Below are 22,971 nucleotides of genomic sequence, written 5' to 3'. Positions count from 1 at the left end.
TTTTTCAAATCATTACATTAAAATATGCAATACATAATACTGGTTTAAAATTAACAAAAAGTTAAACATTCGTTTAACCAAATGTAATATTTAATATCTTCAAATTACCCGTAAAGCTTCAAAATACAGACAATATCAGATTTTCATGGATAATGCTTATCTTTGCACCTTAAAACTTTACTATAAATGTCAAACAGAAAGATGATTACGGCGGCATTGCCATATGCAAACGGACCGGTTCATATAGGGCATTTGGCAGGTGTTTATATTCCTGCGGATGTATATGCGAGATTTCAGAGAAGATTGGGGAAAGATGTAGCGTTTATCTGCGGAAGCGATGAACACGGAATTCCTATTACCATAAGAGCTAAAAAAGAAGGGGTTACACCACAGAATATTGTAGACAAATATCATGAGATCATTAAAAAATCTTTTTCAGATTTGGGGATTTCTTTTGATGAATATTCCAGAACAACCTCTCCAAAACACTACGAGACTAGTCAGGATTTCTTTAAGGTTCTTTATGAAAAAGGAAAATTCACCGAAGAAATGTCTGAGCAGTATTTCGACAAACAGGCTGGAGAATTCTTAGCAGACCGATACATCGTCGGAACCTGCCCGAACTGCGGTAATGAGAATGCTTACGGAGATCAGTGTGAAAAATGCGGTACTACCCTTTCACCCTCGGAATTGATTAATCCGAAATCCATGTTAAGCGGAAACGTTCCTATTTTGAAAGACACAAAAAACTGGTACTTACCATTAAATGAATACGAAGATTTCCTGAATGAATGGATCATTGAAGGTCACAAGGATGACTGGAAACCCAACGTTTACGGACAGGTAAAATCATGGTTAAATGATGGTCTAAAACCTCGCGCCATGACCCGAGACCTGAACTGGGGTGTTCCGGTTCCTCTTCCGAATGCGGAAGGAAAGGTGCTGTACGTTTGGTTCGATGCACCAATCGGATATATCTCTTTCACGAAAGAATGGGCGGAGAAAAACGGAAAAAACTGGAAAGATTACTGGCAAAGCGAGGAAAGTGATTTGGTTCACTTTATTGGAAAGGATAATATTGTATTCCACTGTATTATTTTCCCTGCGATGATGAAAGCTCACGGAGATTACATTATGCCGAAAAATGTGCCCGCTTTTGAGTTTTTAAATCTTGAGAACGATAAAATTTCCACCTCCAGAAACTGGGCGGTTTGGGCGCACGAATATGTAGAAGATTTCCCGGGACAACAGGATGTGTTAAGATATGCCTTGCTTTCATCCGCTCCTGAAACAAAAGATAATAATTTTACGTGGAAGGATTTTCAGACGAAAAATAATTCTGAATTAGTAAATAAATTTGGAAATTTTATTAATAGAGTAATTTCTTTCACAAACAAAAATTTTGAAGGAAAAGTTCCAAACGGAGTTTTAGATGAAGAAAGTAGAACTGCTATTAAAACTGCGATAGAAAAAGTTAGCTATCACTTAGAAAAGTATGAATTTAGAAATTCTTTGAATTCATTCATGGAACTTGTTGATTATGGTAACTTGTATCTTCAAAATGCAGCTCCTTGGAAAACAATAAAAGAAGATGTTAATATTGCTGGTCAAGCAATGTTTGTCGGAGCACAAATTGCCGCTGTAGTTGCCCAATTATGTGAGCCATTCATGCCTTTCTCAGCAGAGAAATTATTTGGCTACTTTAATATTGAGAAAAAGAATTGGGAAGATTTAAAAAATTCCGAGATACAGATTGAAGCTGGTCATAAAATTGAAAATGCTCCACTTTTATTTACTCCTATTGAAGACAGCATTATCGAAGCTCAAATCCAGAAATTGGAAGACACCAAGCAAAACAATAAAAAAACAAACCCTAACGCAAAACCTATGAAAGAAGAAATCACTTTTGATGATTTTATGAAAATCGACTTAAGAACAGCTACTATTTTAGAAGCTGAAAAAGTTGAGAAAGCAGATAAATTACTGAAACTAACTGTTGATACAGGAGTGGACGTAAGAACTGTAGTTTCCGGGATTGCAGAAAGCTTCACGCCGGAAGAAGTTGTTGGAAAGCAGGTTATGATTTTATTGAATCTTGCCCCAAGAAAAATCAGAGGAATTGAATCTCAGGGAATGTTGCTTTTAACTACAAAACCGGATGGAAAATTATCTTTCGTAACGCCGGATGACAGCAATATTGAAAACGGTATTGAGATCGGATAATCCGATATTGAGATAAAAAATAAATCCACGTGAATTCAACTTCATGTGGATTTTTTATTTGTCATTGCGAGGAGCTTAAGCGACGAAGCAATCTTTTATTAATCTTAACGATATAAATAAATCTTAATGTTTCAAATTTTAACCATTAAGATTCTGTTAAGGCTTTAAGAAAAGTTAAGTCTGAATGTTATTTTTTTTAAGTTTGAGATTGCTTCGTCGCTTTGCTCCTCGCCATGACAAAAACTAATTATTTTTTAATCAGTTTCGCCAGATAAGAATCCTCTTCCTGCAACACTTTTTCTATTTTAAAACCATTATTCTCTGCTGCATTTTTTAAGGTATTGAAATCCAGATACAGCCATTTTATCGGATCTTCAGATTCTCCTTTATAATGAACAATATAATCCAGTTCGCCGTAATATCCTTCCGCAGGAATATAAACTCCGCCGTCCTCATCTTCGTCAAACATATACAGAATATCTGTGCTGTCGATTAAAATCTGACCGTTCGGATTCAAAAGCGAATAAAGTTTTTTCAGATAAATATCAATCACATGAAGACTTTGGAAAATGCCTGTGCCGTTCATAAGCAAAAGAATCGTATCAAATGTTTCTCCGGAAAAATGAAGCATATTTTCAGCAACTGCTTTCTTTATTCCTCTTAACTGACAAACTTCAATGGATTTCGGAGAAATATCCAATGCGGTAACATCCAGATTTTTTTCATTCTGAAGATACAAAGCATGAGAACCTGCTCCTGCTCCAATGTCTAACGTTTTTCCTTTCGCAAGCTGCAGGGCTTTTTGCTCGATTGCATTCATTCCGTCAAAATCGCGGAACAGATATTTTACAGGAAGTTCATCCAGTTCGGAAATGGAAGTTTCGGTCTGCAGATCTTCAGGATTTTCGTTGTGATAAAAATCCCAAATGGCTTTCCCCATTAAATCTTTCATAGCGTAATATATTGATGCAAAGATAAGTTTTTTGAAATTTTTAAATGAACATCTATTGTGAAAAACGCACTTAACTAAAAGTCTGCTTAAACTTTTATTTAACCGCAAAAGGTGCAAAAGATCTACTAAATTTTTATTTCAAGTTGATGAAAAAGGTCACAATAGTTTTTAAAAATCTTTGATTTTATTCTTTTGAGCACTTTGATTATTCTGGAAATTCGCTTTAACATTATCTTTTGTCCCTTTTGTGGTTAATTCTGAAATTAGTTTATCACAAGTTTTAATACTAAAATTAACATTCGGAATTTTTAACTTTAAAATTTTAAACCATTCTAAAAACGCAAAGCCCCACTTAACAATTAAAATGGAGCTTTGACTCAGTAAATGAAAAACAAGGTTCTTTACATCGCAGGACCTGCTGCGTCTTTTATTTCTTCGGATAATCTTTTTCTTTCCAAAAGTCTTCTTCTGGCAATTACAGATTTTCCGCTTAACACTTTTATAAATCTTGTCGATACAAAACGCTCTCTTCCAAAATGATGCGTAAGAATATATCCTAAAATTCCAAACCCGGCAATAACGATATATCCGAAAATCTTTTTATTGGCAGCAATAATGGCATTGAGCTGAATTCCTTTCAGATTGGCAGCCACACTTTGTGAACTCACCGTTAATCCATCCATATAAACCGCCAGATTTCCTAAACTTTCCACCTGAAAACGGTACTGAAACCATGAAAATACCGCCGAAAAGAAACCGATCGTAAGAAAAGTTCTCCAGACTAGAGCCAATCCGATGGCAGCCATCATATCATCAAGTTCAAGCTTATCCAGCGTGTAATACCAAACGGAAATAAAAAGTACCGTCATCCCAAAACCTTTCAGGAATAAAGGAAGATACCAGTTGTCATAATTAAACTCCAAAACCATCGAGAAATACATAATAACTGAATATCCCAGCATCGCTGCAAATCCGGAAAAAATATACATTTTCACAGGTTTGTCTCTTTTAAACCAGATAATCGCCACAATTCCGGCAACTACAATTCCGGGAATCATCAGAAGATTCAGCTTCGCATTCGTTAATTGATCATATCCCAAAACTCCGACGGCAAAAATATTCTGTAACGTTGCCGTTGCCATAAACATTCCCAAACAAAGAAGCATAAACAATCCGTGAAGAACATTACTTTTTGAAAACACTTTGAATGACAAATAAGGTCTCTTCAGATGCGTCTGTCTGGTCACCAGAAGCGCAAAACTTACAAAAGCGCCAATTGATGCATTGATGATATTTTTAGAATTCAGCCAGTCCTGCTGCTTTCCAAAAGCAAAGACATAAGCCGAAAACATAAACGTTGCCACAAAAAGCAGAATACTCAGCCAGTCAATATAATGAAGCGGAACTTTCAGCGCAAAATATTGATCGTGCATAAAAATCCACTGCAAAACAGCCAGTCCGAAACACAAAATCGAAATCAGCACGAAAAACTGCTGCCAGTTATACAAAACAGAAACTTCTACGGCATAATATCCCGCAATCTGGTTCATAATCAGAATAAAAGAATAAAAAACACCGTAAAAAACACCACGGTTTCCGATCATTGCCATAACGGGTAAAAATAATTCGATCGCAACAATCATTTTAAAGAAACCGATCAGAAGAGAACTTCCTATGATTACAGAAGGCTGAAGTGTAGTTGCATTGATGTAATTTAAAATTCCCAAAAGAACCAGAACAACCGTAATTTTATCCCTGATCTTAAACCGCATTTTCAGTCTAAGAACAATCGGCATTGCCGCTCCCATCCCGATCGTGGAAGCATAATTCGCAAAAATATAATTTTCCGAAAGCGCACCGGTTCCGCCTACCATATAACTGATGTTTCCTGTGTAAACACCGCCCAAAGGCATTACGATTGCCAGTAAAAGAACGATCAGTAAAAGCTGAACAGGTTTCGGTACCCAATCCCGGTATAATCCTTTGTTATACATATTTTAAAATTTGATTTGAAGGCTAAGAGTCTGAAGACGGAAGATTTTACAAATACACTAACCTCGGTTGTCCTCATTCATCTTTCTGCCCTTATTTTTTAATTACAATATTCATATTCATTCCTGCGCTCAGCTTTTCGATATCTTCTTTTTTATTGGAAGTCGTAAACTCAATTCTTACAGGAATTCTCTGCTGAACTTTAATGAAGTTTCCGGTAGAGTTATCCGTCGGAATATTAGAATATCTTGAACCTGTAGCCGCAGAAATAGCTGTAACCACTCCTTCAAATTGTTTTCCGCCCAATGCATCGGCTGTCATCATCATTTTTTCTCCTGTTTTTACATTTGGCATCTGACTTTCCAAAAAATTGGCAGTCACCCACTTCTCACCGTTCAAAACAATCGTAGCCACCTGTTGTCCCGGCTGAATCAACTGTCCTTCAGAAATCGTTCTTCTTCCCATCACTCCGTCATAAGGCGCGGTAATTACCGTATAAGAAAGATTAATTTTCGCCATATCCAGAGCAGATTTTGTTCGTTTAATTTCCGCATCAATGATCCCGAATTTGCTTTTCACCTCTGTTGTGGAAAGATTCGCCGACTGTTTCTGGTTGATTAAAGTCTGATACGCCGCTTTTTGTGCATCATACTCCGTTTTTACCTGATCGTACTGCTGTCTCGTCACCGCTTCGGAAGCCAGAAGGTTTTTATAACGGTTTAAATTCTGCTCTGCATTCCAGAGTCTTGCTTTTGCTCCGGCAATATTAGATTCCATTACATTCACGTTATTAGAAACCGTATTCACAGACGAACTAGTTGCCGCTCTTTGCGCCAAAGCATTCTGATACGCTGCTTCCGCCTGTCCGATCTGGGTTAAAATTTCGCGGTCATCCAATACAACAAGCGTATCTCCTTTTTTAACCTTTTGATGCTCAATGAATTTTATCTCTTTGATGTAAGCTGAAACTCTTGTGTTGATAGGATTGATAAATTCCTCAACCTGAGCCGCTTCCGTATAGGTTTTATCACCGATGTGAAAATATTGCGCAATCAGCCAGTACAATCCAAAACCAATCACGGCAAAAACCACGATATTGGAAATGACAGCTTTGATTCTGTTTTTCTTTCGTTCTTTTTTATTGGCTGCAGCTCCTGAATTGGCAGAAGCCTGAGTTGTATTTTGTGTATTTTGTTCCTTGTTTTCCATTTTGTTTTTCAAATTTTAAATATTAAAGTGTTCCGGTAGATTTTAAAAGATTATAATACTGATACAGCACATTGATTTCTCCATTTGCATAATCAAGCTCCGACTGTAATTTCTGGTTCTGCGCGTCGATCATTTCAGCCTGTACCGCCAACTGATTCAGATATTTAGCTTCCGTAATTTTGTAGTTTTCTTCCGCAAGTTTTTTAGCATCATTTAAAATTTCCGCCTGCTGAATCGATTCCTGATATTTGGTATATGCCGCATTTACAGCCATATCAATATTCTGTTGCGTTAAAGTCATCGCATCATTCGCCTGCGTTTTCTGCAGCTCTCCCAGCTTCACTTTTTCTTTGGTTTTAAAAAGATTATCAATATTGTAACTTAATGAAATCCCCGTTTGCCAACCACCGGAATACATATCCAGAACAGGATTTCTTGTAGTGATAGGTCTTTGCAGAGAATATCCTCCAAAACCTGAAATCGTAGGCATTCTGTCGGTTTTAATAATTTCAATATTTTTGTCGGCAACATCAATGTTTGTTTTCGCAGATTTCAGCAAAGGATTGCTGTCGTGAGCGAGATTTACATAATACTCGATCCCGATTCCCGATTCTTTGTTCTGCAAACTTTCAACAGGAACTATTTCCGTATCAGTAGGCAAACCCAAAGCAATGCTTAAATTATAATTCAGAATTTTTTTATTGTTTTTTAACGTTAAAATACCCTGATCTAAATTTTTGATTGCCAGTTCACCACGAATGACCTCATTTCTCGTCACCATTCCCTGCTGATAAAATTTCTGAATATTTTTCAGTCTTTCCTGAGCCAGTTTTTTATTGTTCTGAAAAACTGCTTCCTGATTTAAAATTTTATAAATATCCAGATAATTTGAAATGACCAGAAGTTTCACGTCCTGTTTGTTCTTTTCCAGATCCAGTTTGGAAAGCTGCTCACGAAGTCCCGCCATTTCAATAGACTTGTTCACCAATCCACCTTTAAATATAAGCTGTGTTGCCTGAACTGCATACGAACTTCCGTAGTGCGGCATCGGAACATTTGTGGAATTTGAGAAATCTTTGTCGATAGCAACCGCATCGCCTAAGTAGAACTGACTGGTAGAAGCCGTAATGTTCGGCAGTTTCTGTAGTTTTACCACTTCCGTATTTTGTCTGGCAATGTCGATATTCTGTGCCGAAACTTTCAGTTGCTGATGATTCTGCACCGCGAGTTCGGCAACTTCTTCTGCAGTGAGCTGTTTTATTTCCTGTGAAAAAAACAGCGCAGGAAATAAGGCTATCACGAGTGATAGCGCTGTTTTTATGTTCTTAACCATTTTACCTTGTTTTACGGATACAAAGTTACGGCAGCAACAAACTCAAACAAATGTTTAAGAATTGGAAAAAGATGTTCAAATGTAAGATTTTAGTTTTCGAACTGATTTCTGTATTGAGAAGGACTTTCGCCCATATTTTTTTTAAAAAAGTGCGAAAAAGAATAAGGATCACTAAAACCGAGAATACCGGAAATCTCCGAAACCGGCTTATTTGAAGAGTTCAGCAGCACTTTTGCTTCGTTCATCACAATCAGTGAAATAATCTGGCTTGCCGACTTTCCCGTAATCTCTTTTACCACCGCCGAAAGATGTCTGGTTGTAATCGACTGACGCTGCGCATAGAACTCCACGCTTCGCTCATGGGTGTGGTGTTGCGCGAGATCATTCAGGAAAATAAAAACAATTTCTTCCTGTCTTGACATCTGACTCATGGAATTGCTGTCTTCCTTGGAAATAATTCCCGCCATCTGATAGCAGAATACGGAAAAAAGATGTTCAACAATTTCTTTCTTGTAGGTCATTTCTGTCTCAGAATCGAGAATATATTTAAGGAAATTTACACTTTTCCAGACCACTTCCAGTTCATCCGGTTCGAAAGGAACACCAATGTTCATCTGCTGTCTGAAGTAACGGTATGTAATTAATCTGTTGAACTTCAAAGATAAGGCGGAGATAAATTCACGTTTGTAAGAAACCATTCTCGACTGGAAATCATCGCTGATGGAGATCATTTCGTACACCGTCTGAGGATCTGTTACCATAAACATATTGGCGGAAAGCTCAAGATCGCGGAAGTGCTGTTTCAGCTTAATACTTCCTGTTTTCACAAAGATAAACGCCGGATTATCAGGACGGAATGGTTTATCGACAGAAATTCTCTCGAAAATATTATGTTGCGTAAAGATTTCAACCCCAAATTTTTCTAAGACAGACATAGTACAAATGTAAGCAATCTCTTGAGCGGTCACAAAAATTTATTATTTTAGTGTTTTCCAAATTAATGATATGAGAAAAATCGATTTACTATTTGCAGAATACGCCGAAAGCCACAGAAACTCGACCAATAAGCTGATCCACTGGATCTGTGTTCCTTTAATTTTCTGGACAATTTTAGGTTTTATTTCTATCATTCCTTCAAAATCAATTGGCTTCAGGTACATCGGCGAAATCAGCTATATAAGCTTTGCTGCCATCGCTTTAGTGACTATTTTTTATACCAGACTTTCTTTTTTAATCGGTCTGATTATGTTTTTCGTGATGATTTTAATGGAAAGTTTCGCTTACGGAATCAACATCCGTTTTGAAGAAAAATCGTGGATGGTTTACCTCGCTGTTTTTGTAATAACGTGGATTTTTCAGTTTGTAGGACATAAGATTGAAGGCAAAAAACCTTCATTCCTGAAAGATTTGCAGTTCCTTTTGGTAGGACCGATCTGGCTGTTGAGTTTTATTCTTAAAAAACTGGGAATCAGATATTAGTATTAATGAATGATGATTGATAATTGATGATTGATAACTGGAACAGATGATTGAAGATGGAAGTTGATTTTCATGCTATACAACTTACCTCTTACTGTATTGTGTTTCCAGCAAGAGTTATTTCAACCGTTGAAATCGCGCATATAAAACTTCACTCTTCCGACATCTAACTTCCAACCTTATTAATCTTCCAGAGCATAAACGGCAAAACTTGCCAACCAATGATCTCCCCCATAATTCCCCTGAAAAAGCAATGGCAATCCGTTGTTTAAAAATACTTTTGCTGTTTTCTCAAATTTTTGTTTCAAAGGATGATTTGCGGGAAGTGATTTAGCGATTCCTTTCATGCACCACGCCTTCGAAAAAGATAAACCAACTAAATGAACCGTCTGATAATCTGAAAGATCACTCACCACCGGAATTTTTTCAATATTTTCCAGGCTTCGCTTTTCATAGAAATTATTTAACCACACGACAAATTCTTTTTGGGGTAAAAAGCGTCGCATGAGATCTGCAATTTCCAGACTTGGCGAAAAGAAATCCGATCCGTCCGGCTCAAGATAAGCAGGCGTTTTGGTATTGTTCAGATAAAAATACTTTGCCTTTTCAATGAGCTGATTTTCAAAATCTTTATCTCCGGTCGCTCTTGCCCAATCGAGTGCAAAAACCATTGCAAAAGCGGTATTGGGATGAACTCCCGTTCTGTTAGGATAGGTTTGTTTAGGCAAAAAAGTCTTCCAAGAAGCTAAAATTTTATCGGTAAGAGGCTTTAGATTCTCATGCCATACTTTTGCTTTGGGATGATTCCATGTTGCCAGTTCTTCGTCTAATTTTAGCAACCATGCCCATCCGTATGTTCTTTCGAATGTTCCGGTTAGCTGATATTTGGTGAAATAATCGGCTTCGGTCTGTAGATTTTCTTTTTTAAATGAATTGTCGAGAATGTTTTCAATGTCTTTTGCCACGGAAAGACCGGGTTTTGTCTTCAGCAACCGAAGCAGCATCCAGTGTCCGTGAACAGAACTGTGCCAGTCGAAGCAGCCATAAAAACTGGGATGAAGATCTTTAGGACTTAAAGGAACTTCTTTTTCGTTATTGATGATATGAGCCGTTTTGTTCGGATATTCCTGATTGATGCAGTGAAGCGGCTTTTCAGATAATCTCACCGCCATTTCATCGGTAAGTTTAGGAATTTCCTGACCAAACACAAGAAGCGGTAAAAAAATGATGGCTAAAAGACTCTTTTTCATTCATTAAAAATATAAAATAAATTCAATTTTTCATTTGTGATCAGGCTAAAAACAGAAATTCACAAATTATCTTTATCTGTTTTGAATATTTATTAAAAGCTTTTTACTTATCCTTAATAATTCTAGTGCTAAATTTTAACGCAAAGTTTACAAATACTTACCGCTTTTAAGCTTAAAATCTGTAAAAAATCTTGAAGAAATTCATTACAAGCAATTGCAGACTTATTTGAAACTTTCAGATAAAAGACTCGGATTATTGATTAATTTTAATAATACGAATATTTTAGATGGAATTAAAAGAGTAGTCAATAAGTTATAATTATCGCTCCCGCAGATTTTGCAGATTAAGCAGATTAAATTTGCACTAAAAAAATCTGCCTGATCAGTAAAATCTGCGCAAGATTATAAAATCTTCTATTTTCCCAAAACAAATACCGCAGGAATTTTATGGAGTTCCGGTTTTTGCTTCTGCCACTCTTTTATGGTTTTGGTTTTGATGAATTCCTGTTCAGGATCGTTGATGTTGGCGGCGATGCACAATTTTGTGTTGGGTGATAAAAATTTCGTAAGATCTTCAAAAAGTGCGTTATTTCTGTAAGGCGTTTCCATAAAAATCTGCGAATATCCTGTCTTCTGAACCAGACTTTCGAGCTGAAGAATCTGCTTCTTCTTTTCACTTTTATCAATCGGAAGATAGCCGTTGAAGGTGAATTCCTGACCGTTAAAACCACTGGAAATTAGTGCTAAAATAATGGATGAAGGTCCTGAAATCGGGATAACGCGGATGTTTTTCTCATGACACCATTTTACCATCAGATTTCCCGGATCTGCAATGCACGGAAGTCCCGCTTCAGAAAGCAAGCCGAAATCCTGACCTTTTAACATCAGTTGCTGCGCTTCTTTAATATCTGCGTTTTCTGTGTATTTATCCAGCAAAAAAAGTTTCAGCTCCGACTGTTTTTTTTCAGGAGCGAAAAATTTAACCACTTTTCTGGCAGTTTTTTCATTTTCCACGAAGAAGTAATCGGTCTGCATGATATACTCTTTAATCACCGGTGAAAAATGCGTGATAGAAGTATTTTCCGAAAGATAAGCAGGAAGTAAAAAAAGCATGATTTTATTTTTTTGTTCTTTCTTTTAAAGAAGGTTGTGGGTAATATTTTGTAAGATCCATGGAAAAAGAAACGGAAGTAATTTTCCATTTGCCGTCCGTTTTCATCAGCGTCCAGATTTCTTTTCCCCAGTTCAGCATTTTGCCGTCATGCCAGAAACTGTAATCGAAATTAGCAGAAGCAATCGATCCGTCTTCGATAATTTTCACATTATCAAATTTTTCCTCCGATTTATTGTCTTTAAAACTTTTAATGAAGGCTTTATAATTATCTGTAAAATAGCTTTTTTCGTCGGGATATTCTGTTACAACTTTTTTATAGGTACGATCTGTATACACTCCCGTCCAGAGAACCGGATCCTGAAAAAGCGATACAAACTTTGCCTCATCTCTGGTTTTAATGCAGTTCATAAAATCATCCATCATGGTACGGATGGCGATTTCATCTTTTGTCTGGGCAAAAGCAAAACTGCTGTAAAAAAGAAAAAGGACGAAAAATTTTTTCATAATTATTTTGAAATTTTATTTAAAACAGCATCGCAGCCACGATCCAGCAAATGATAGACGTCTTCAAATTCCTGCATATCTCCCCAATAAGGATCGGGAACTTCAGCATTTTCATGATCGCCCAAAACTTCAAGAAATAAAGACACTTTTTTTCGCTGTTCTTCATTTTTAGCTTTAGAAACCACATCTGCCAAAACATCGACATCCATGCAGTAGATTTTATCAAATGTTTCAAAATCTGCAGACGTTATCGGTCTTGATCTCTGTTTCGAAATATCAATTCCGTGGTTTGAAGCGGTTTTAATGGCTCTTTTGTCGGGATGATTTCCTTCGTGCATGGAAATGGTTCCGGCAGAATCTATTACAAAATTTTCAGGAGCCTTCGCTTTCATAATTCCTTCTGCTAAAGGACTTCTGCAAATGTTTCCCAGACATACCATTAATATTTTCATCTCAGTCTCAGTTTTTAATGTTTCAGGTAACAAAACTAAATAAAAAAATGAAGAATAAAATTACTCTCCATTTTCTGTATTTAAATTAAATTATTTCTTACTGTTTAATTCTCTCTCCCAATTCCTTCACATACTTTTTAACTTCTTTGTCGATCTTGGAAACATCTTTGATGGTATCACAAGCGTACATTACCGTAGAATGGTCTTTTCCACCCATTTCTTCCCCGATCTTTGTGAAAGTGGCATTGGTTAGCTCTTTAGAAAAATACATCGCCAATTGTCTTGGAAGTGCAATTTCTCTTTTTCTTGTTTTGGATAAAAGCTGCTCTTTTTTGATCCCGAAATAATCGCAAACCACTTCCTGAATATAAGGAATGTTGATGACTTTTTTCTGGTTGGATGCAATCTTATTAATGGTATCCTTCAACAAAGTTAAGCTCAGATCCTGCTTATAAATGGTAGAGTAAGCAATAACAGAATTGATGATTCCGATAAGTTCTCTCACGTTTGTTTTTGCTTCCGCAGCAAGGAAATCCAGCATATCATCCGGAAGAACGATTCCGTCTCTGCTTAATTTATCGATGATAATCTGCTTTCTTGTTGAAATATCCGGAGATTTGATCTCTGCAGAAAGTCCCCATTTGAATCGGGAAACAATCCTGTCCTGAATATCCAGAATATCTGCAGGAGCTTTATCTGAAGTAAGGATGATCTGTTTTCCGTTCTGATGCAAATGATCGAAGATATGGAAGAAGCTATCCTGTGTTGCAGATTTACCGGAAAGGAACTGAATATCATCAATGATTAAAACATCAACCATCTGATAAAAATTCGCAAACTCGGTCTGTTTATGTGCTTTTGCCGCCGAAATAAACTGTTGGATGAATTTTTCGGAAGAAAGATATAAAACTACTTTATCCGGAAACTGGCTTTTTACTTCCAGACCTACAGCCTGTCCTAAGTGCGTTTTACCTACACCGTAACCACCGTATAAAAATAATGGGTTGAATGCCGTTGCACCCGGTCTTTTAGCGATAGATCTTGCAACAGTAGCTGCAAATTTGTTGCTTTCTCCTTCTACATAATTATCGAAAGAGAAGTCAGATTTTAAGTTGGAATCAATATTTACTTTTCGGATTCCCGGAACCACAAAAGGATTCACGATATTGGCAGAAAAACCTTGCGGCATTGTTTCCTGCACTTTCGGAGTAGGTACAGATTTACCTTTCATATTCATGGTAACAGGTCTTTCCAAACCGGCAGGTTTGTTCTCCATTACAGAATACCATAATTTCACTCCTTTTCCTATATTTTTCTTCAGGGCAGCCGAAAGCAGGGACAGGTAATTATCCTCAATATATTCCTTGTAAAAATCGCTCGGAACCATAAGCGTAAGGTTGTTTTCAACCAATGAGATCGGCTGAACCTTATCGAATAGTAAATCGAAAGATTTTTCAAGTTTTTTCAGATCAGAATTATCTTCAGCTGCGTTGAGATTATCGCGCATGAACTGAAGGCACTTCTGCCATATCATCATTAAATTTTCATCCATAATTGATGCCCCGATTAATTCTTAGTTGTTAGTACTTTTTGGAAGGACGACAAAGGTCTAATTTTTTTATTTCAAAAAAAAATATTGTGGTTATTGATTATTTAAAAATATATTTGTATGTATATAATGAAGCTTAAAATGATACACACAACACACTCATTAAGAGTACGTTACGGAGAAACAGACCCTATGAAATACGTTTACTACGGCAACTACGCCGAGTATCTGGAAATTGGAAGAGTGGAGCTTTTCCGAAGCATAGGAATGTCTTATAATGAGATTGAAAATCAAGGAATTTGGCTGCCTGTTTCGGAGTATAAAATTAAGTATCTGCGACCTGCTTTTTATGATGAAAAATTAGAAATTCATACGTACGTAAAAAAAATTCCGGGAGTGAGAATTGAATTTGAATATGAAATCTTCAACGAAGAAAATAATAAAATCACAGAAGCTTCCACTACTCTTTTCTTTTTGGATGCCAAAACCAACAAAGTGGTGAAGTGTCCGGATTATCTGATGAAACTGATTGAGGAGAACTGGAAGGAATAATTCAGACCAAAAGAATACACAAAACATTAGTTTATAAGGCTAATTTTAGAATACCAATTTTAGCGGACCGTATAAATTTCGCTATATTTAAATAAATAATAACAGAGATATAATGAAGATTGCATTTTTGGGACCGCAGGCAAGTTTTACACAGCTTGCAGCCACCCAGCTTTTCCCGAATGAAGAACTTTTACCACAAACCAATATTTTAGACTGCTTTACTGCGGTAGAAGCCGGAGAGGTTGAAAAAGCCGTTGTTCCGCTGGAAAACTCCATCGAAGGAACGGTTTCCATGACGCTGGATTATCTTTATAAAACACCGGATATAAAAATACAGGCTGAAGCTGTAATGCCGATTGCGCATCATCTGATGATTCATCCAACATGTGATGAAACAAATATCGAAAAAATATATTCTCATCCGCAGGCTTTAGCGCAGAGTTTTCATTTTCTGGATAAAACATTCAAGGAAATCCCGAAACAGGACTTTTCTTCCACTGCTGCTGCTGCAAAACATGTTTCTGAACATTCGGACAGAAATCTTGCCGCGGTCGCGAATCAGTTTGCTGCAAATTTATATGGTCTGAAGATCATTCACCGGAATATACAGGATTTTGAACAAAACCATACGAGATTTATTGTTATTTCAAAAAAGCTGGAAACTTATGATAATAAAAATCTGGAAGTTTTGGGAGAAAAATCCGGTCTGCTGATTACCCTTCCGGAAGATCATGCGGGAGGTCTTCATCAGGTGTTGTCTGTTTTTGCATGGAGAAAGATGAACCTCAGCAAGATAGAATCCAGAACGCTGAAAACAGGTCTGGGAAATTACTTTTTTTACATCAATGTATCCGGAATCTGGGAATCAGCACTTTACAAAAACGCTTTGGAAGAGCTTAAAGCACTGAATGTAGAGGTAGATTTCTTAGGAAATTACAGAGAATATATTCTAACGAGTTAATTTATAAGTACATATTTGTAAATTTTTTAAAATATTTCATATTAAAGAGATTTAATAAGTTATTTTTGGTGGTAAGCAGGAAAAAAACTAACTTTACTATAATTATGTTCATAAAATATTGATTTTCATATTTTTCATAATGTAATATAATTGAAATTTATCTTCAAAAAAAGCAATACAACAGGGTTATAAATGCGTTTTTTTAATAATTCTTCATCAATTGTTGAAAAAAAATAACATTTAACATATTTATTGCATACTATTTGATGTAAATTGAAAATAACTAACTGAGACTAAAACCATTAACTAATTTAAATTTTATAGCATGAAAACTAAAATCTACAGCTTACTTTTAGCGACGATGTCAACTTTAGCTTTTTCTCAAAGTGGATGGGTTGGTATTGGTACTCCGAATCCTCAGGCTAGTCTTGATGTTAACGGAACAATGAAAATCAGACAAACACCTGCTGCTCCCACTCTTCCGGGTTATCAGGTTCTTGCTGTCAATCAGAATACCGGTGGAGACGCTCAGGTCGTACAGGTTTCCCCACAGGTTATTTCAGATTATGTTATTAATTCGGGAATAAATACTTCGGTATATTCTGCGAAAAAAACTTCAGGAATTACTCTTATTAATATCGGAATTCTGCCTAACGGTTTCAGACCGGTTAACTTTTTAGTGGCAGAAAAAACAACGGGAACCTCATCTCTTTTCTCAGATTCCGATGGTAGTTATACTGCTCCATCTGCAGGAATCTATGCCATTGGCTTTACTTTCAGATACGGAACGGGGCTTCAGTCCGGAGTTCTTACCACACCTCCAAGTATTGCGATTTTAAGAAACAGAGCCGGAACAGGAACAATTATCGATACTAGAGAATTCAGCGGGATCAATCTGGGATTGGTGAGCTTAACAATTTCTGAAGGAAGCATTAATTCTTTATACCCTCTTCAGGCAGGAGACAAAATATCTTTCGGACTTACAAATAATTCTGTGCTGGATTTAGGTTTATTAGGTTCAAGCACTGGTTCATTCTATATTTATAAAGTATCCAATTAATTTTTTTTATAGTTCAAATATTACTTTAGAATTAATCCGCCATATCATCTGTTGATGGCGGATTAATTATATGGCATTAAGTTTATTGTTATATTTGATATAACCAAAAGTCTAAAAATGATTTATTCGATCGTTATTCTCCTCATTCTATGTATTCTGATCATCTTTACTCATCTGAACAGCAAAATCAGCAGACTGGAGGAAAAAGTTTCAGAACTGAGTTCAAAATTAAATGCTGAAAAGCCGGAAGTAAAAGAAGAAAACCACGAGAAAATTTCTTTGGCTGTACAGAATGCAGAACCTACACTTCATGCAGAGCAGGATATTATTCCTGAACAGGAAGGAAAGGACTGGATGAATATCATATTTGAATTTCTGAAACAGAATGCTTTAACGATCATTGGTATTTTCACATTGGTTTTAGGAATCGGCTATTTCGTAAAATATGCGATTGATAAAAACTGGATTGGGGAAACGTTGAGAGTGGGAATCGGATTCTTTTTAGGAGCCATCATCATTTCGCTTGGTCATTTTTTGAGGAAAAACTATGCTGTATTTTCTTCCATTATTACCGGAGGCGGAATTGCTGTGTTGTACTTTACGGTAACGATCGCTTTCCGCGAATATCATCTGTTTTCCCAGAATACTGCATTTTCCGTAACCTGCCTGATTACATTAATGAGTATTGCGCTCTCCTATTATTATAAAAGTGAAATTCTGATTATTTTCTCTTTATTCGGAGGATTTTTAGCTCCATTAATGGTAAGTTCCGGACATAGCAACTATCTGTTTCTGTTTACCTACATTACCGTTCTTAATCTTGGAATGCTTGCCGTTGCTTTTCTTAAAAACTGGAAGAGTATCGGATGGATCGCTTTTATCTTTACGTATGTTTATCTTTTCTACTGGACTTTTGAAACTACGCAATTTACTAGCATCTATTTCTATATTTCAGGGTATCTTATTTTCTATTTTTTTGCCTTAAAAAATTACTTCAGGAAAGAAGTTATGTCTTCATCCGATATTCTGATGCTTGTCTTAATCAACTTTACCAACATCATCGGACTCGCTTATATTTTTGATCAGCTTGGCTATGAACCGGTGATTATTTTTCCGCTGATTTTTGCTTTGGTGAATTCCGTTTTACTGTTCAGGGAATATTCTCAGAAGAATTTTGGAATTAACTACTCTGTTTTTGCAGCCATTACAGTGAGTCTTTTAACATTAGCTGTTGCATTGCAGTTCAAGACCCATCTCATTACGAGTGTTTGGGCTATTGAAGCAACACTCCTTTTATATATATGGAAGAAAACCAACCTTGAAATTTTCAGAAAATGCTTTAATGTTCTCTTTCCTTTGGTCATCATTGCACAGATCATCACCTGGACAGAATATATCGATGCAAAAAGCCTGAATATCGTTTTCAATCCTGTATTTCTTACAAGTTCTGTGACGTTGGTTACTACATTTTTCAATTTATTTTTACTGAGAAAACATCCCGGTCACGATGATAAAATCAATGATTTTTTTGAATATTTGTTTTTAATATTAAGCTACAGCGTGATCTATTTTGCAATCCTTCTGGAGATCATGTATCATCTTTCTGCACAACCGTGGATTGTAATCTTCAGTGTCGGAATCATTTTTTCGCTGTACTATATTTTTACCATTTTGCTGTTCAGGAAAAAACTGGAAATGCCGAAACCTGCGGAAACCAATCTTATTTATCTTTTCTGTGTATTGATTATATTGGATACGGTAATTTCAGGTCCGGGAATTGTTTCCAATTTTCTGCTGCATAAAGTATCTTCTGCCTTTTACGGACTTTATCTTCTCTATTGGGTTCCATTCATTTATATTATGCTGAAAGTGTTGCCACGATCTCACTTCTTAACTGTAAAATTATCTTACTGGATGATTTCTCTTGCTGTTATCACTGCATTAAGCTTCGAATTGTACAACATTTATATTTTGCTGAATGCCGAAAAAACATCAGACATCCAAGCTTTAAGAAAACACTTCGGTCTTCTTTATCTTCCTATTATCTGGGCGGTTCTTTCCTGTATTTTTATTTACAGAGGATTGAAGAATAATATTTCAGAATACAGCAAAATCGGTTTTGCACTGGTTGCCGTTACCATCCTGAAACTGTATCTCTATGATGTCTGGGAAATGGATAACGTATCCAGAATTATAGCTTTTATCATTCTGGGCGTCATATTATTGTTAAGTTCATTTCTGTTTCAAAGGCTTAAGAAAATCATTAAAAATCTGGTGGAAACGAAAGAAGATAAGCCGGAAACTGAAAATTTATAGTTTTACAAAAACTTTTATCGATAAACAATCGTTAAAATATTATGAATTTTTATTTACATTTTGTAAAAAATACCTATATTTATCAAGTTTTTAATAGTCATTTATTCAAGAAACATTATGAAAAAAATTCTCTACTCTTTTTTATTATTATCTTCTGCTACGCTGTTTGCTCAGAAGAATACAGCTACAAAATTTGCAGTGGCAAATGATATTGTAGGAACGGTAGATATGTTTAATACTCATTATAAAAGTTCTGTACAAAGCTCTAAAGCTTACAAATCTTCAACAGAACTTCCGCAGAACCTTAAAAAATTCGATTATATTGCAGATAACGGATTGGTAGAATACAAACTGAAAAGCAATCAGCCTGTATTAGACAGAATGCCTGTAAACGAACTGAATGCGCAGTTCGGGCTTCCTGCAGATACACCGGTACTTATTGACGGATACGAGTTTACCAATACAAAAACGATGGTATACGGAGACATCATCAATAATGCGCAGGTTGTTACTAACAACGGTAAGAAAATGGTATCGGTAACGACTGCTAAAAAGTAATTTCTCAGATCATATTTAAAGAAAAGGATGCCCAATTTGAGCATCCTTTTTCAGTAATATTGCTTAAAGCTTTTCTTTTGAGAACTTTAAATATTCTTATTATTTAACCTGAGTTCGGGATAAGTCTTCTTAACCGCAAGGTTAAACAAAGAGATTCAATTATCAAGAATTCAACTTTTAAGATATACAAAGGCGTAAAATTGATCAAAGTAATACCATTTTTGTGTTTTCTAAATAAACGAAGTGCCTTTGTTTAGCTTACCAACTTTCAATAAGTAAAAAAATCTTTTGTTTTTCTTTGCGATAAATTAATACAATGCTATAAATCAATTTTTTTAAATTTATTTATTATCCCGAACTGAGGTTATTTATGATGTTTGTCTTTTGGAACTTTTGCGGTTAATGAAGATTTTCAGTATTTATTGTTCCATTTTTTCTTTAATTCTTCGTAGATCTTCTTTTCGGTGGCGTTGTTTCCCGGTTCGTACAATTTTACCTCTTTAATTTCTTCCGGAAGAAAACTCTGATCTACAAAGTTGCCTTCATACGAATGCGCATACTTGTATTCTTTCCCATAGTCCAGATCTTTCATGAGTTTTGTAGGTGCATTTCTTAAGTGTAAAGGAACGGGAAGATTTCCTGTTCTTTTAACCAATGCCAAAGCTTCATTAATCGCCATGTACGTTGAATTGCTCTTTGGTGAAACCGCAAGATAAACCGCCGTTTCACTCAGGATAATTCTTGCTTCAGGATTTCCGATCACGTTCACTGCTTGAAAACAGTTGTTGGCGATCACCAATGCATTCGGATTGGCAAGACCGATATCTTCGGAAGCCAGAATCAGCATTCTCCTTGCAATAAATTTAATATCTTCTCCTCCTGCAATCATTCTTGCCAGCCAATACACCGCACCGTTCGGATCGCTTCCGCGCATGGATTTAATGAAAGCCGAAATAATATCGTAATGCTGTTCTCCGTTTTTATCGTAAAGCGCCATTGTTTCCTGCAAAACTTCAAGCACATCTTCATTTTTAATTTCTGATTTTTTGGAATTTTTATATTGATTTAAAACCAATTCCACAGAATTAATCAGCTTTCTTGCATCACCTCCCGAATATTGGATAAAAGCTTCTTTTTCAATGATTTTGAACGATGTTTTTTCATCCTGATTGAATTTTTCGGAAGCTGTATCAATCAGTTCTTCCAGTTTTTCATAAGTTAATGCTTTTAAAACGTAGACCTGACTTCTGGAAAGCAAAGCCGAAACCACTTCAAAGCTCGGGTTTTCGGTTGTCGCACCAATCAGAACAATCCAGCCTTTTTCTACAGCATGAAGAAGAGAATCCTGCTGAGATTTATTGAAACGGTGAATTTCATCAATAAACAAAATCGGCGATTTTCCGGAAAAGAGATTCTGCTTTTTGGCATCTTCAATTACATCACGAACATCTTTCACTCCCGAAGAAACGGCAGAAAGCTTATAGAATTTCCTTCCCGACTTTTCGGAAATAATTTCCGCCAAAGTGGTTTTTCCGGTTCCGGGAGGTCCCCAGAAAATCAGAGAATTCAGGGAATTGTTTTCCAGCATTTTGCGGATCGTGCCTTTCTCTCCGGTTAAATGTTCCTGCCCGAGAACATCGTCCAGTGTTTTGGGTCTTAATTTTTCAGCTAATGGAATATTTTGGTTCAAAATTTCAGATTTAAAAAGTAAAATATTAATGTAAATCTTCCGGAACGATAATCATTTTTAATAGAATGAATAAAGAACAGAAATTCGGCAGAGATTAAAAAACAATCCTCCGAACAGACTTTTACCGTCCCGAAACTTCTAACAAATTTAAACTAATTTTCAATTTTTTACCCTATTTTTGCATTGTTTTGAAACTTACATTCAATAAAATCATCACTTTTCCTTTGGTAATTCTCATCAGATTTTACCAGTGGTTTATTTCGCCCCTGCTTCCCAAAAACTGCCGTTATGAGCCTACCTGTTCGCATTACATGGTGAAAGCGCTTCAGGTGCATGGTATTTTTAAAGGATTCTGGCTGGGTGCGAAGAGAATTTCAAGATGTCATCCGTGGGGAGGAAGCGGATATGATCCTGTACCGCCAAAAAAGTAAAATTTAAAATAAACAACTACTAAAAAAATAACAATGAGTAATATTTTTTTCAGAATGTATCTCGTCATTTTTGCGTTCATTACCCAGTGTCTTGTTGCGCAGAATTATCCGGACGGAATGTCCGACGGAACTTTAAAAGTAAACTCTACGGATGTTCCGGTAAAAATTTATTCGACCACTGAAATTCAGGATCTGAATGAATTTGCCGACAAACCCATCAAAGAAAATGTGCTTGTTATTCTGAATGAGTCTAATTTCGAACCTGTTTATGTAAATTACAGTATTGCGACACTGACGAAATATAAACTTGTTCATTATCAGCTTTTAGACAAGAATTTTAAAGTGATTGATGCGGCGGCAACCAAAGAAAATCTCGGAAGCTTTAAATATGCAGTAAAAACAGCAAAACCTCTTACAGAATCAGACAACATCAGTCTGGAAACTCCTTTTAAGATCTGGGATCCCACAAAGGGAATTCAGTTGGGACCTGTTACGCTTCATTTTTACAGTCTGATGTTCATTTTTGCATTCGGTTTCGGATATATTTTAATGAACAGAATCTTTAAAATCGATAATGTAAACCAGAAATATTTAGAACCGCTTTTCACATGGACTTTATTGGGAACCATTTTGGGAGCAAGAATGGGGCACGTTATTTTTTATCAGCCCGAACTTTTCAAAGAAGATTTCTGGAGTGTATTTTTACCAATCAGTACTAAAAACGGTTTGAAGTTCACCGGATTTTCAGGACTGGCGAGTCACGGTGCAACGATCGCTCTAATTTTCACCACTCTATATTATTCATTTAAAATCATCAGAAAAAATCCTTTCTGGGTGTACGACAGATTGGGAATTGTGGTTGCTTTGGGAGGTGCTTTTGTGAGAATGGGAAATTTTTTCAACTCTGAAATCATCGGAAAACCAGTTGATCCCAACTCTCCTTTTGCATTGCTTTTCCCACAGCAGAGCAGTGAATATGGTGTAACAGTTCCGCGCTATCCTTCACAGTTATTTGAAGCTTTCGGATATGTTTGCCTTTTCGTTTTACTGTGGATTCTGTACAGAAAAACCAACAAAAAATATCAGCAGGGATGGTTATTCGGATTGTTCTTTATTATTCTTTGGGCAATCAGATTCTTTGTAGAATTCCTGAAAGAGCCGCAAGGTGACGAATTTATCCAGTTTGGAGGATTAAACACCGGTCAGGTTTTATCTATTCCGTTCATGATTGCAGGAGTAATTATTATGATCGTTTCTAAAAAGTTCAAAATTACTCAGGCTGAAAACGAAAAACCTGAATAAGCTTTTAAATAATTTCAGAATTAACCACAAAAGGTACTGTGTTG

At 36.2% G+C, this 22,971-nt stretch carries 20 protein-coding genes and 1 pseudogene; 10 read left to right on the top strand and 11 right to left on the bottom strand.

Annotated elements, in window-relative coordinates; all coding sequences use genetic code 11:
* Positions 1 to 186 precede the first annotated feature (186 nt).
* On the top strand, positions 187 to 2,223 hold the full coding sequence (gene metG, locus QWT87_RS16545) for a methionine--tRNA ligase (RefSeq protein WP_302717341.1): 2,037 nt from the start codon (positions 187 to 189) through the stop codon (positions 2,221 to 2,223).
* A gap of 247 nt (positions 2,224 to 2,470) precedes the next feature.
* On the opposite strand, the gene QWT87_RS16540 is transcribed toward metG, so the two are convergent.
* The 5 genes from QWT87_RS16540 to QWT87_RS16520 all read right to left on the bottom strand — a co-directional run bounded on the left by QWT87_RS16540 (position 2,471) and on the right by QWT87_RS16520 (position 8,644).
* Entirely contained in the window at positions 2,471 to 3,175 is a 705-nt protein-coding gene (locus QWT87_RS16540) for a class I SAM-dependent methyltransferase (RefSeq protein ID WP_302717340.1), read from the bottom strand.
* 401 nt (positions 3,176 to 3,576) lie between these two features.
* Positions 3,577 to 5,169 carry an MFS transporter gene (locus QWT87_RS16535; RefSeq protein ID WP_302717339.1) on the bottom strand — a complete coding sequence of 531 codons (1,593 nt, stop codon included), beginning with the start codon at positions 5,167 to 5,169 and terminating at the stop codon, positions 3,577 to 3,579.
* Positions 5,170 to 5,260: 91 nt separating this feature from the next.
* On the bottom strand, positions 5,261 to 6,376 hold the full coding sequence (locus tag QWT87_RS16530; protein WP_302717338.1) for an HlyD family secretion protein: 1,116 nt from the start codon (positions 6,374 to 6,376) through the stop codon (positions 5,261 to 5,263).
* A gap of 22 nt (positions 6,377 to 6,398) precedes the next feature.
* Complete coding sequence (locus QWT87_RS16525) at positions 6,399 to 7,709, bottom strand: TolC family protein (RefSeq protein ID WP_302717337.1); 1,311 nt, start codon at positions 7,707 to 7,709, stop codon at positions 6,399 to 6,401.
* 89 nt (positions 7,710 to 7,798) lie between these two features.
* On the bottom strand, positions 7,799 to 8,644 hold the full coding sequence (locus tag QWT87_RS16520) for a helix-turn-helix domain-containing protein (RefSeq protein ID WP_302717336.1): 846 nt from the start codon (positions 8,642 to 8,644) through the stop codon (positions 7,799 to 7,801).
* 70 nt (positions 8,645 to 8,714) lie between these two features.
* Here QWT87_RS16520 and QWT87_RS16515 point away from each other — a divergent pair, with 70 nt between their 5' ends.
* The gene (locus QWT87_RS16515; RefSeq protein ID WP_087710910.1) at positions 8,715 to 9,188 is read left to right on the top strand and encodes an Mpo1 family 2-hydroxy fatty acid dioxygenase; all 474 of its coding nucleotides are present in this window, start codon (positions 8,715 to 8,717) and stop codon (positions 9,186 to 9,188) included.
* Between the two features lie 182 nt (positions 9,189 to 9,370).
* Here the strand turns inward: QWT87_RS16515 and QWT87_RS16510 are convergent, their stop codons facing one another.
* Positions 9,371 to 10,438 carry a DUF2891 domain-containing protein gene (locus tag QWT87_RS16510; RefSeq protein ID WP_302717335.1) on the bottom strand — a complete coding sequence of 356 codons (1,068 nt, stop codon included), beginning with the start codon at positions 10,436 to 10,438 and terminating at the stop codon, positions 9,371 to 9,373.
* 178 nt (positions 10,439 to 10,616) lie between these two features.
* Here QWT87_RS16510 and QWT87_RS16505 point away from each other — a divergent pair.
* Positions 10,617 to 10,757 (top strand): annotated as a pseudogene (locus QWT87_RS16505) (GxxExxY protein); the annotation flags it as partial.
* A gap of 95 nt (positions 10,758 to 10,852) precedes the next feature.
* On the opposite strand, the gene QWT87_RS16500 reads toward QWT87_RS16505, so the two are convergent.
* The 4 genes from QWT87_RS16500 to dnaA all read right to left on the bottom strand — a co-directional run bounded on the left by QWT87_RS16500 (position 10,853) and on the right by dnaA (position 14,060).
* The gene (locus QWT87_RS16500; RefSeq protein ID WP_108411035.1) at positions 10,853 to 11,551 is read right to left on the bottom strand and encodes an SAM-dependent methyltransferase; all 699 of its coding nucleotides are present in this window, start codon (positions 11,549 to 11,551) and stop codon (positions 10,853 to 10,855) included.
* A 4-nt stretch (positions 11,552 to 11,555) separates the two neighbouring features.
* Complete coding sequence (locus QWT87_RS16495; protein ID WP_302717334.1) at positions 11,556 to 12,056, bottom strand: Cif family virulence factor; 501 nt, start codon at positions 12,054 to 12,056, stop codon at positions 11,556 to 11,558.
* Positions 12,057 to 12,058: 2 nt separating this feature from the next.
* Positions 12,059 to 12,508: a low molecular weight protein-tyrosine-phosphatase gene (locus QWT87_RS16490; protein ID WP_185205927.1), complete on the bottom strand. Its 450-nt coding sequence runs from the start codon at positions 12,506 to 12,508 to the stop codon at positions 12,059 to 12,061.
* Between the two features lie 97 nt (positions 12,509 to 12,605).
* Entirely contained in the window at positions 12,606 to 14,060 is a 1,455-nt protein-coding gene (dnaA, locus tag QWT87_RS16485) for a chromosomal replication initiator protein DnaA (protein WP_076393394.1), read from the bottom strand.
* Positions 14,061 to 14,198: 138 nt separating this feature from the next.
* Between dnaA and QWT87_RS16480 the strand changes: the two genes are divergently transcribed.
* The 5 genes from QWT87_RS16480 to QWT87_RS16460 all read left to right on the top strand — a co-directional run bounded on the left by QWT87_RS16480 (position 14,199) and on the right by QWT87_RS16460 (position 19,504).
* Positions 14,199 to 14,609: an acyl-CoA thioesterase gene (locus QWT87_RS16480; RefSeq protein ID WP_076393392.1), complete on the top strand. Its 411-nt coding sequence runs from the start codon at positions 14,199 to 14,201 to the stop codon at positions 14,607 to 14,609.
* A 112-nt stretch (positions 14,610 to 14,721) separates the two neighbouring features.
* Positions 14,722 to 15,570: a prephenate dehydratase gene (gene pheA / locus QWT87_RS16475; protein ID WP_302717333.1), complete on the top strand. Its 849-nt coding sequence runs from the start codon at positions 14,722 to 14,724 to the stop codon at positions 15,568 to 15,570.
* A 325-nt stretch (positions 15,571 to 15,895) separates the two neighbouring features.
* On the top strand, positions 15,896 to 16,630 hold the full coding sequence (locus QWT87_RS16470; RefSeq protein ID WP_288461806.1) for a hypothetical protein: 735 nt from the start codon (positions 15,896 to 15,898) through the stop codon (positions 16,628 to 16,630).
* 117 nt (positions 16,631 to 16,747) lie between these two features.
* Positions 16,748 to 18,946, top strand: coding sequence for a DUF2339 domain-containing protein (locus tag QWT87_RS16465; protein WP_302717331.1), 2,199 nt, complete (start codon positions 16,748 to 16,750; stop codon positions 18,944 to 18,946).
* Positions 18,947 to 19,063: 117 nt separating this feature from the next.
* Positions 19,064 to 19,504: a hypothetical protein gene (locus QWT87_RS16460; protein ID WP_302717329.1), complete on the top strand. Its 441-nt coding sequence runs from the start codon at positions 19,064 to 19,066 to the stop codon at positions 19,502 to 19,504.
* Positions 19,505 to 19,916: 412 nt separating this feature from the next.
* On the opposite strand, the gene QWT87_RS16455 is transcribed toward QWT87_RS16460, so the two are convergent.
* Positions 19,917 to 21,194 (bottom strand): replication-associated recombination protein A, encoded by a 1,278-nt coding sequence (locus QWT87_RS16455; protein ID WP_302717327.1) that lies wholly within the window; start codon positions 21,192 to 21,194, stop codon positions 19,917 to 19,919.
* A 188-nt stretch (positions 21,195 to 21,382) separates the two neighbouring features.
* On the opposite strand from QWT87_RS16455, the gene yidD reads away from it, so the two are divergent.
* Together yidD and lgt are read left to right on the top strand one after the other, a co-directional pair.
* Positions 21,383 to 21,625, top strand: coding sequence for a membrane protein insertion efficiency factor YidD (yidD, locus tag QWT87_RS16450; RefSeq protein WP_076393366.1), 243 nt, complete (start codon positions 21,383 to 21,385; stop codon positions 21,623 to 21,625).
* A 435-nt stretch (positions 21,626 to 22,060) separates the two neighbouring features.
* Positions 22,061 to 22,927, top strand: a complete 867-nt coding sequence (gene lgt, locus QWT87_RS16445) for a prolipoprotein diacylglyceryl transferase (protein ID WP_116098081.1) — start codon at positions 22,061 to 22,063, stop codon at positions 22,925 to 22,927.
* Positions 22,928 to 22,971: the final 44 nt, after the last annotated feature.

Source organism: Chryseobacterium urinae, from assembly GCF_030518295.1.
Classification (GTDB): domain Bacteria; phylum Bacteroidota; class Bacteroidia; order Flavobacteriales; family Weeksellaceae; genus Chryseobacterium; species Chryseobacterium mucoviscidosis.
This window is presented reverse-complemented; position numbering and strand designations above follow the sequence as displayed.

Excerpts from the sequence above, each read along its gene's own strand:
- metG (WP_302717341.1), top strand. The coding sequence starts at position 187 with ATGTCAAACAGAAAGATGATTACGGCGGCATTGCCATATGCAAACGGA.
- QWT87_RS16540 (WP_302717340.1), bottom strand. The coding sequence starts at position 3,175 with ATGAAAGATTTAATGGGGAAAGCCATTTGGGATTTTTATCACAACGAA.
- QWT87_RS16535 (WP_302717339.1), bottom strand. The coding sequence starts at position 5,169 with ATGTATAACAAAGGATTATACCGGGATTGGGTACCGAAACCTGTTCAG.
- QWT87_RS16530 (WP_302717338.1), bottom strand. The coding sequence starts at position 6,376 with ATGGAAAACAAGGAACAAAATACACAAAATACAACTCAGGCTTCTGCC.
- QWT87_RS16525 (WP_302717337.1), bottom strand. The coding sequence starts at position 7,709 with ATGGTTAAGAACATAAAAACAGCGCTATCACTCGTGATAGCCTTATTT.
- QWT87_RS16520 (WP_302717336.1), bottom strand. The coding sequence starts at position 8,644 with ATGTCTGTCTTAGAAAAATTTGGGGTTGAAATCTTTACGCAACATAAT.
- QWT87_RS16515 (WP_087710910.1), top strand. The coding sequence starts at position 8,715 with ATGAGAAAAATCGATTTACTATTTGCAGAATACGCCGAAAGCCACAGA.
- QWT87_RS16510 (WP_302717335.1), bottom strand. The coding sequence starts at position 10,438 with ATGAAAAAGAGTCTTTTAGCCATCATTTTTTTACCGCTTCTTGTGTTT.
- QWT87_RS16500 (WP_108411035.1), bottom strand. The coding sequence starts at position 11,551 with ATGCTTTTTTTACTTCCTGCTTATCTTTCGGAAAATACTTCTATCACG.
- QWT87_RS16495 (WP_302717334.1), bottom strand. The coding sequence starts at position 12,056 with ATGAAAAAATTTTTCGTCCTTTTTCTTTTTTACAGCAGTTTTGCTTTT.
- QWT87_RS16490 (WP_185205927.1), bottom strand. The coding sequence starts at position 12,508 with ATGAAAATATTAATGGTATGTCTGGGAAACATTTGCAGAAGTCCTTTA.
- dnaA (WP_076393394.1), bottom strand. The coding sequence starts at position 14,060 with ATGGATGAAAATTTAATGATGATATGGCAGAAGTGCCTTCAGTTCATG.
- QWT87_RS16480 (WP_076393392.1), top strand. The coding sequence starts at position 14,199 with ATGATACACACAACACACTCATTAAGAGTACGTTACGGAGAAACAGAC.
- pheA (WP_302717333.1), top strand. The coding sequence starts at position 14,722 with ATGAAGATTGCATTTTTGGGACCGCAGGCAAGTTTTACACAGCTTGCA.
- QWT87_RS16470 (WP_288461806.1), top strand. The coding sequence starts at position 15,896 with ATGAAAACTAAAATCTACAGCTTACTTTTAGCGACGATGTCAACTTTA.
- QWT87_RS16465 (WP_302717331.1), top strand. The coding sequence starts at position 16,748 with ATGATTTATTCGATCGTTATTCTCCTCATTCTATGTATTCTGATCATC.
- QWT87_RS16460 (WP_302717329.1), top strand. The coding sequence starts at position 19,064 with ATGAAAAAAATTCTCTACTCTTTTTTATTATTATCTTCTGCTACGCTG.